Below are 8,683 nucleotides of genomic sequence, written 5' to 3'. Positions count from 1 at the left end.
GCGACGCCATTGCGCCAGACGACATGTGCGGCAGCTTGTCGCACCAGGCTGTCAGCTTTTCGTTACGCCTGGCAAGCCGCCGGGCCAGGCTTTTCAGCGAAAAACGCGCTGTAAGGAAAACCTGACAGCGGGGATGGCGTCAGCCGCTTTCCGTGCCCGTAAACAGCATTGTTCGCCGCCTTGGCCTGGGGTGTGATGGGGCCAGCCAAGCCGGGCAACGGCAGTCCTCACAACAATAATCAGGAGGCGATATGAACGCCGTGAACAAGATCGAACAGCACAACCCCATCGGCACCGACGGCTTCGAGTTCGTCGAATTCACCGCGCCGAATGCCGAGGGCATCGAGCAGCTGCGCACGCTGTTCACCCAGATGGGCTTTACCGAAACCGCCAAGCACCGCTCCAAGGAGGTCTGGCTGTTCCAGCAGCACGACATCAACATCGTGCTCAACGGCAACCCCACCGGGCATGTGCGCGAGTTCGGCGAGAAGCACGGCCCGAGCGCCTGCGCCATGGCCTTCCGGGTGAAGAATGCCGCGCAGGCCGCTGCCTACGTCGAATCCCAGGGCGCCAAGCTGGTCGGCAGCCACGCCAACTTCGGCGAGCTGAACATCCCCTGCGTCGAAGGCATCGGCGGCTCGCTGCTTTATCTCGTCGACCGCTACGGCGACAAGAGCATCTACGACGTCGACTTCGAGTACATCGAAGGGCGCACGCCGAACGACAATGCCGTCGGCCTGATGTGTATCGATCACCTGACCCACAACGTGCGTCGCGGGCAGATGGACGTCTGGTCCGGTTTCTACGAGCGCATCGCCAATTTCCGCGAGATTCGCTACTTCGACATCGAGGGCAAGCTGACCGGCCTGTTCTCCCGTGCCATGACCGCGCCCTGCGGCAAGATCCGCATTCCGATCAACGAGTCGGCCGACGACAAGTCGCAGATCGAGGAATTCATCCGCGAGTACCACGGCGAGGGCATCCAGCACATCGCGCTGTCCACCGACGACATCTACGAGACCGTGCGCCGCCTGCGCGCCAACGGCGTGGACTTCATGACCACCCCGGACACCTACTACGAGAAGGTCGACACCCGCGTCGCCGGCCACGGCGAGCCGCTCGACCAGCTGCGCGAGCTGAACCTGCTGATCGACGGCGCGCCGGGGGATGACGGCATCCTCCTGCAGATCTTCACCAACACGGTGATCGGCCCGATCTTCTTCGAAATCATCCAGCGCAAGGGCAACCAGGGCTTCGGCGAAGGCAACTTCAAGGCGCTGTTCGAATCCATCGAGGAAGACCAGGTGCGTCGTGGCGTGATCAAGGCGGGCGAATAAGTCCGGCGTCAGGACCGTAGGGTGGAAGACTGCGGAGCATCTTCCACGCGTCCGTGTCGGGCCGACCAACGCGTGGATGTGCTTCGCGACATCCACCCTACGCATCGGCAACCACCGCAGCGCCATTCAGATCACGCGGTATCACGAAGGAGAGGCACATGAGCCGCAAATGGATCAGTTTCCCCATCCGCGAGGGTGAGAGTTCGCGTCAGGCGCACTGCGATTTTCCGCTGGGCACCTACGAGCGCGAAATGGGCCGCGAAGGCTTCTTCGGCCCGGCTTCGCACCTGCATCACAAGCATCCGCCGACCGGCTGGATCGACTGGGAAGGCCCGCTGCGCCCGCACGCCTTCAACTTCAATCACATCCCCAGCGAAGGCGACTGCCCGCTGCAGGCGCCGCTGGCGCTGCACAATGCCGACGTCAAGCTGCGCCTGTGGAAGACCAACGGCGCCATGCGCCACCTGGTGCGCAACGGTGACGGTGACGAACTGCTGTTCATCCACGAGGGCGCCGGGCATTTCTACTGCGACTTCGGCCACCTGGAATTCCGCGACGGCGACTACCTGATGATCCCGCGCGGCACCGCCTGGCGCATCGAGGCGACGCAGCCGGTGTTCATGCTGCTGATCGAGAACACCGACGGCGCCTACCAGCTGCCGGAAAAAGGCCTGGTCGGCCCGCATGCCATCTTCGACGCCGCGGTGCTCGACCATCCGCGGCTGGACGACGCCTTCCGCGCGCAGCAGGACGAGAATCCCTGGCAGATCCGCATCAAGCGGCGCGATCAGATCACCACCGTGACCTACCCGTACAACCCGCTGGACGTGGTCGGCTGGCACGGCGACAACACCGTGGTACGGCTCAACTGGCGTGACATCCGCCCGCTGATGAGCCATCGCTACCACCTGCCGCCGTCGGCGCACACCACCTTCGTCGCCAACGGTTTCGTGGTCTGCACCTTCACGCCGCGGCCGGTGGAATCCGATCCGGGTGCGCTGAAGGTGCCGTTCTTCCACAACAACGACGACTACGACGAAGTGCTGTTCTACCACCGCGGCAACTTCTTCAGCCGCGACAACATCGAGCAGGGCATGGTGACCTTCCACCCCTGCGGCTTCCCCCACGGGCCGCACCCGAAGGCACTGAAGAAGGCCAGCACCGACCCGGCGACCTTTGCCGACGAGGTGGCGGTGATGATCGACACCCGCCGCGCGCTGGAAGTCGGCGAGGCTGCCGCCGCCGTCGATGTCCCCGAATACGTCAACTCCTGGCGTGCGCCGGGCAAGGAATCCTGATGAAACTCGCAACCCTCAACCAGGGCCGCGACGGCGTGCTCGTCGTGGTCTCCCGTGATCTCGCCCAGGCGGTGAAAGTGCCGCAGATCGCCGCCACGCTGCAGGCCGCGCTGGATGACTGGAACTACTGCAAGCCGAAGCTGGAAGCGGTCTACCAGCGCCTCAACGACGGGCTGGAGGAGGGCGCATTCGCCTTCGACCAGACCGCCTGCCACAGCCCGCTGCCGCGTGCCTATCACTGGGCGGACGGCAGCGCCTACGTCAATCACGTCGAGCTGGTGCGAAAGGCGCGTGGCGCCGAGATGCCGGAGTCCTTCTGGCACGATCCGCTGATGTATCAGGGCGGTGCCGATGCCTTTATCCCGCCGCACAGCCCGATCCGCCTGGCCGACGAGGCCTGGGGCATCGATCTGGAAGGCGAGCTGGCGGTGATCACCGACGACGTGCCCATGGGTGCGACGCCGGCCGAGGCGGCCGCGCACATCCAGCTGCTGATGCTGGTCAACGACGTGTCGCTGCGCAACCTGATCCCCGGCGAGCTGGCCAAGGGCTTCGGCTTCTACCAGAGCAAGCCGTCGTCGAGCTTCTCGCCGGTGGCGGTGACGCCGGACGAGCTGGGCGAAACCTGGCGCGACGGCAAGGTGCATCGGCCTCTGGTCTCGCATATCAACGGTGAGCTGTTCGGCCAGCCGGATGCTGGCACCGACATGACCTTCAACTTCCCGACCCTGGTCGCCCACGCCGCGCGCACCCGTCCGCTGTGCGCCGGGACCATCATCGGCTCGGGCACGGTGTCGAACTACGATCGCAGTGCCGGCTCGTCCTGCCTGGCCGAGAAGCGCATGCTCGAGGTCATCGAGCACGGCGAGGCGAAGACGCCGTTCCTCAAGTTCGGCGACCGGGTGCGCATCGAGATGTTCGACGCCGCCGGGCAGAGCATCTTCGGCGCCATCGATCAGCAGGTCGAGCGCTATGAGCACTGAGCTGACGCTCTACGGCTACTGGCGCTCCAGTGCCGCCTACCGGGTGCGCATCGCGCTGAATCTGAAGGGCTTGGCCTATCGGCAGGTGCCGGTGCATCTGGTCAAGGATGGCGGCCAGCAGCGTGCGGCCGATTACCGCGCCCTCAACCCGCAGCAGCTGGTGCCGTTGCTGGTCGATGAAGCCAACGGTGGCGCGCGCATCAGCCAGTCGCTGGCGATCCTGGAGTACCTCGACGAGGTGTTTCCGGTGCCGGCCCTGTTGCCGGCCGATCCGGTCGAGCGCGCCCAGGTGCGCTCGCTGGCCATGCACATCGCCTGCGAGATCCATCCGCTGAACAACCTGCGCGTGCTGCAGTACCTCAGTGCCGAACTGGGGGTCGACGACGAGGCGAAGAATGCCTGGTATCGGCACTGGGTCAGCCAGGGGCTGGCGGCGGTGGAAGAGGGCCTGGAAACCTTTGGTGACAAGCTTTCACTGACCAACCGGCCAGGTTACCTGGAGGCGTGCCTGGTTCCGCAGGTATACAATGCGCGCCGTTTTGCCTGTGACCTCGCGGCGTATCCACGCATTCTCGAGATCGTCGCACGCTGCGAGACGCTTCCGGCCTTCCAGCAGGCCGCGCCGGAGGTGCAGCCCGACGCTCAATGAAAGACTGAATCCGCCTTGCACGCCGCCGCGCCCTGCGCGACGGTCCCGATCCCGTCACAGATAACAACAAACAGGTGACGTATGACTCGTGAAAAACCGAAGAACCTCTGGCTCTCGCGCTGGGGTTTCATCCTCGCGGCAACCGGCTCGGCCGTGGGCCTGGGCAACATCTGGAAATTCCCCTACATCACCGGTGAATTCGGCGGTGGTGCCTTCGTATTGATGTACCTGCTGTGCATCCTCGCCATCGGCGTGCCGGTGATGATGTGCGAGATCGCCATTGGCCGCCGCGGCCGTGGCAGCCCGATCGACGCCATCGGCCGGGTGGTCCGCGAGAACAACGGCAATCTGTTGTGGAAGGCAGTGGGTGGCATGGCCATGACGGCCGGCTTCCTGATCCTCTGCTTCTACGTCGTGGTCGCCGGCTGGGCCTTCGCCTACACGGTGAAGATGCTCGACGGCTCGTTGGCCGCCACCAGCGTCGAGGCGCTCGGTGGGGTGTTCGAGGCGCACAATGCCAACCCCTGGGAACTCGGTGGCTGGAGCCTGCTGGTTGCGCTGCTGACCCTGTGGATCGTCGCCAAGGGCGTGCAGAAGGGTATCGAGAACGCCGTGCGCTGGATGATGCCGGGCCTGGCCGTGCTGCTGCTGATCCTCGTGGGCTACGCAGTGACCAGCGGCGGATTCGATCAGGGCTTCGCTTTCCTGTTCAGCTTCGATACCTCGAAGATCACCGGCGAGGCGCTGCTGGCCGCGCTCGGCCACGCGTTCTTCACCCTCAGCCTGGCGTCCGGCGCGATCCTCACCTACGGCTCGTATATTCCGGATGACCAGTCCATCGCCCGCACCACCTTCATGGTCGCCATCGCCGATACCTGTGTGGCGCTGCTGGCGGGCCTGGCGATCTTCCCGATCATCTTCGCCAACGGCATGGACCCGACCGCCGGCCCTGGCCTGATTTTCATGAGCCTGCCGCTGGCCTTCCAGCAGATGCCGTTCGGTACCGCCTTCGGCGTGCTGTTCTTCGCCATGGTCTCGATCGCCGCGCTGACTTCGGCGATCTCCATGATCGAGGCCACCGTCGCCTACCTCAACGAGAAGCACGGCATCTCGCGGATGAAGGCGGCCATCGGTTCCGGCGCGGTGCTGCTGGTGATCAGCATGCTGGCGATGCTCTCGTTCAACCTGCTGTCGGGCTGGACGCCGATGGGCAAGAACTTCTTCGACTGGCTGGATTATCTGACCTCGCGCTGGATGATGCCGCTGGGCGGAATCTTCATCGTGCTGCTGGCCGGCTACGCGCTGCGCAGCGAGATCATGCGCGACGAGCTGAACCTGCCGCCGCTGGGCTACGCGCTGTGGCTGTTCATGGTGCGCTACGTCTGCCCGGTGCTGATCCTCATGGTCTTCCTCCATGCCCTTGGCTGGCTGGGCTTCGACCCGCTGCAGCGCTGGTACTGGATCGCCGGAGCGATCGGTGCGCTGGCGGTGCTGGGTGAGATGTTGCGCCCGCGGGTGATGCCGGCGCTGGCCGGGCGCTGAGGCTTGGCGCGGCGCCTCCACCGGCGCCGCGCCGACCGCTCGTCGGCGGGGCTGGTCCATCCGTTGATCTGCGTCATCCGCACGTAAAGTTCAGCTGGGCGTGGCCGACATTTCTGGGTGACAGCCAGGGATATGGCGCACGGAACAGGGACGCTCGATTGCCCGAACCGTCGCGGACCATGCTGCCATGCCCAAACACCTGAAGTTCAGCCACAAGATTCTCCTGGCCGCATCGCTGATCGTGATCGCGACCTTTTCGTTGTTCACCCTGTTCAACGACTACCTGCAGCGCAACGCCATTCGGGACAACCTCGACAGCTACCTGAACGAGATGGGTGACGTCACCGCGCACAACATCCAGAACTGGCTGTCAGGCCGTCTGGTTCTGCTGGAAAGCGTGGCACAGACCATTGCCCGCGACAGCGCCACCGACCAGGTCGAGGCGCTGGTCAAGCAGCCGGCGCTGAGCTCGACCTTCGCCTTCAGCTACCTGGGCCGCGCCGATGGCGAGTTCATCGTGTACCCGCGCTTCGAACTGCCGGCCGGCTACGACCCGCGCCAGCGTCCCTGGTACAAGGATGCCGTGGCCGCCGGCCGCACCACCCTGACCGAGCCCTATCAGGACGCCGCCACCAACGAACTGATCATCACCGCCGCCACCCCGGCACAGGCTCTCGGTGTGGTGGGTGGCGACCTCAGCCTGAAGGTGCTGGTGGACATCATCAACGCCCTGGACTTCAACGGCATGGGCCATGCGTTTCTGGTCAGTGGCGACGGCAAGATCCTGGTGCATCCGGATGGCAGCAAGGTGATGAAATCCCTTGGCGAGCTGTTCCCCGGACATGCGCCGTCGCTGGATGCCAACTACAGCGAAGTCGAACTGGACGGGCAGACGCGCATCCTCAGCTTCAGCCGCGTCGCGGGCCTGCCATCGGTGACCTGGTACGTCGGTATCTCCCTGGACAAGGCCAAGGCCTATGCCGCGCTGGACAGCTTCCGCACCTCGGCGGTGGTTGCCGCGCTGATCGCCGTGGGCGTGATCCTGCTGCTGCTCGGCATGCTGATGCGTGTGCTGATGCGGCCGCTGACCGACATGGGCCGCGCCATGGCCAACATTGCCGAAGGAGAGGGCGATCTGACCCGCCGCCTGACGGTGCAGAGCCACGACGAGTTCGGCGAGCTGGCCTCGGCTTTCAACCGTTTCGTCGAGCGTATCCACACCTCCATCCGCGAGGTGTCCTCGGCAACGCAGCAGGTCAACGAGGTTGCGGCACGTGTGCTGGCGGCATCCAACTCTTCCATGGCCAATTCCGACGAGCAGGCCAGCCGCACCAACAGCGTGGCGGCGGCGATCAACGAGCTAGGGGCGGCGGCCCAGGAGATCGCCCGCAACGCGGCGGATGCCTCGCAGCAGGCCAGCGGCGCCCGGCATCAGGCCGAGGACGGCCGTCAGGTGGTGGAGCAGAATATCCGCGCGATGCGCGAGCTGTCGGCGAAGATCAGCGCCTCCTGTTCGCAGATCGAGGCGCTCAACGCCAAGACGGTGGACATCGGCCAGATCCTCGAGGTGATCAAGGGCATTTCCGAGCAGACCAACCTGCTCGCCCTGAACGCTGCCATCGAAGCCGCGCGGGCCGGCGAGGCAGGTCGCGGTTTCGCCGTGGTCGCCGACGAGGTGCGCAACCTGGCGCATCGTACCCAGAGTTCGGCGCAGGAAATCCAGCAGATGATCGAGCAGCTGCAGGTCGGCGCCGGCGCTTCGGTGCAGACCATGACCGAAAGCCAGCGCCAGAGCGAGTCGAGCGTCTCCATCGCCGACCGCGCCGGCGAGCGCCTCGGCGAGGTGACCCAACGCATCGGCGAGATCGACGGCATGAACCAGTCGGTGGCCACCGCCACCGAGGAGCAGACCGCGGTGATCGAGTCGCTGAACATGGATATCACCGAGATCAACACGCTGAACCAGCAAGGCGTGGAGAACCTGCAGTCGACACTGCGCGCCTGTGGCGACCTGGACCAGCAGGCGCGCCGGCTGAAGCAGCTGGTGGACAGCTTCCGCATCTAACCGGAACGGTGGTCGTGAGGGCGCTCCGGCGCCCTTTTTTCATGGCGGCGGGCGGGCCGCGGAGCAATGTGCCGCTAATGGCAGTCTGAACTTATCCCGCCGCGCATCCATCAGGAGGCTTCCATGAAAATTCTCATCGTGCTCACGTCCCACGACCAGCTGGGTGACACCGGCGAACAGACCGGCTTCTGGCTGGAGGAGTTCGCCGCCCCCTACTACACGTTCAAGGATGCCGGCGCCGAGGTGGTACTGGCTTCGCCCAAAGGCGGCGAGCCGCCCCTCGATCCGAAAAGCGACCAGCCTGACGCCCAGACCGAGGCCACCGAGCGCTTCAACGGCGACGGCGAGGCGCAGACGTTGCTGGCCAACACCTACCGGCTGGATCAGGTCTCAGCCGAGGATTTCGACGCGGTGTTCTACCCCGGTGGCCATGGCCCGCTATGGGACCTGGTGAACAACCCGACCTCCATCGCGCTGATCGAGTCCTTCGTCAAGGCCGACAAGCCGGTAGGGGCGGTCTGCCATGCGCCGGCGGCGTTGACCGAGGTGCGCGGCAAGGATGGCGAGTATCTGGTCAAGGGCAAGCGCGTCACCGGCTTTACCAATGGCGAGGAAGCGGCAGTGGAACTCACCGAGGTGGTGCCGTTCCTGCTCGAGGACCGGCTGCGCGAACGCGGCGGCCAGTACAGCAAGGGTGCGGACTGGACGCCCTATGTGCAGGTCGACGGGCGGCTGGTGACCGGGCAGAACCCGGCCTCGTCGGAAGCGGCGGCGCAGGAGCTGCTCAAGCTGCTGCGCGCGGGTTAGAC

At 65.3% G+C, this 8,683-nt stretch carries 7 protein-coding genes; all 7 read left to right on the top strand.

The genetic code is table 11. The features are described 5' to 3' along the window. Positions 1-251: 251 nt before the first annotated feature. The 7 genes from hppD to VF716_RS18755 all read left to right on the top strand — a co-directional run bounded on the left by hppD (position 252) and on the right by VF716_RS18755 (position 8,681). On the top strand, positions 252-1,337 hold the full coding sequence (hppD, locus tag VF716_RS18785; protein WP_045159161.1) for a 4-hydroxyphenylpyruvate dioxygenase: 1,086 nt from the start codon (positions 252-254) through the stop codon (positions 1,335-1,337). A 158-nt stretch (positions 1,338-1,495) separates the two neighbouring features. Continuing rightward, complete coding sequence (locus VF716_RS18780) at positions 1,496-2,635, top strand: homogentisate 1,2-dioxygenase (RefSeq protein WP_102840467.1); 1,140 nt, start codon at positions 1,496-1,498, stop codon at positions 2,633-2,635. Beyond that, positions 2,635-3,618 carry a fumarylacetoacetate hydrolase family protein gene (locus VF716_RS18775; RefSeq protein ID WP_125873067.1) on the top strand — a complete coding sequence of 328 codons (984 nt, stop codon included), beginning with the start codon at positions 2,635-2,637 and terminating at the stop codon, positions 3,616-3,618. Before VF716_RS18780 ends, VF716_RS18775 begins: the two co-directional genes overlap by 1 nt. After that, positions 3,608-4,267 carry a maleylacetoacetate isomerase gene (maiA, locus tag VF716_RS18770; protein WP_125873069.1) on the top strand — a complete coding sequence of 220 codons (660 nt, stop codon included), beginning with the start codon at positions 3,608-3,610 and terminating at the stop codon, positions 4,265-4,267. Before VF716_RS18775 ends, maiA begins: the two co-directional genes overlap by 11 nt. Positions 4,268-4,348: 81 nt before the next feature. Further along, positions 4,349-5,809 carry a sodium-dependent transporter gene (locus tag VF716_RS18765; RefSeq protein ID WP_011912063.1) on the top strand — a complete coding sequence of 487 codons (1,461 nt, stop codon included), beginning with the start codon at positions 4,349-4,351 and terminating at the stop codon, positions 5,807-5,809. A 187-nt stretch (positions 5,810-5,996) separates the two neighbouring features. Beyond that, complete coding sequence (locus VF716_RS18760) at positions 5,997-7,874, top strand: methyl-accepting chemotaxis protein (protein WP_011912064.1); 1,878 nt, start codon at positions 5,997-5,999, stop codon at positions 7,872-7,874. A gap of 123 nt (positions 7,875-7,997) precedes the next feature. Further along, positions 7,998-8,681, top strand: a complete 684-nt coding sequence (locus tag VF716_RS18755) for a type 1 glutamine amidotransferase domain-containing protein (RefSeq protein WP_440552846.1) — start codon at positions 7,998-8,000, stop codon at positions 8,679-8,681. Positions 8,682-8,683 lie beyond the last annotated feature (2 nt).

The organism is Stutzerimonas sp. Brlt_14 (assembly GCF_051948915.1).
GTDB lineage: Bacteria > Pseudomonadota > Gammaproteobacteria > Pseudomonadales > Pseudomonadaceae > Stutzerimonas > Stutzerimonas stutzeri.
Note: the sequence above shows the minus strand (reverse complement) of the source record. Positions and strands in the feature narration are given on the sequence as shown.

What these genes read in the sequence shown, in the direction of transcription:
- hppD (WP_045159161.1), top strand. Translation starts at nt 252, where the DNA reads ATGAACGCCGTGAACAAGATCGAACAGCACAACCCCATCGGCACCGAC.
- VF716_RS18780 (WP_102840467.1), top strand. Translation starts at nt 1,496, where the DNA reads ATGAGCCGCAAATGGATCAGTTTCCCCATCCGCGAGGGTGAGAGTTCG.
- VF716_RS18775 (WP_125873067.1), top strand. Translation starts at nt 2,635, where the DNA reads ATGAAACTCGCAACCCTCAACCAGGGCCGCGACGGCGTGCTCGTCGTG.
- maiA (WP_125873069.1), top strand. Translation starts at nt 3,608, where the DNA reads ATGAGCACTGAGCTGACGCTCTACGGCTACTGGCGCTCCAGTGCCGCC.
- VF716_RS18765 (WP_011912063.1), top strand. Translation starts at nt 4,349, where the DNA reads ATGACTCGTGAAAAACCGAAGAACCTCTGGCTCTCGCGCTGGGGTTTC.
- VF716_RS18760 (WP_011912064.1), top strand. Translation starts at nt 5,997, where the DNA reads ATGCCCAAACACCTGAAGTTCAGCCACAAGATTCTCCTGGCCGCATCG.
- VF716_RS18755 (WP_440552846.1), top strand. Translation starts at nt 7,998, where the DNA reads ATGAAAATTCTCATCGTGCTCACGTCCCACGACCAGCTGGGTGACACC.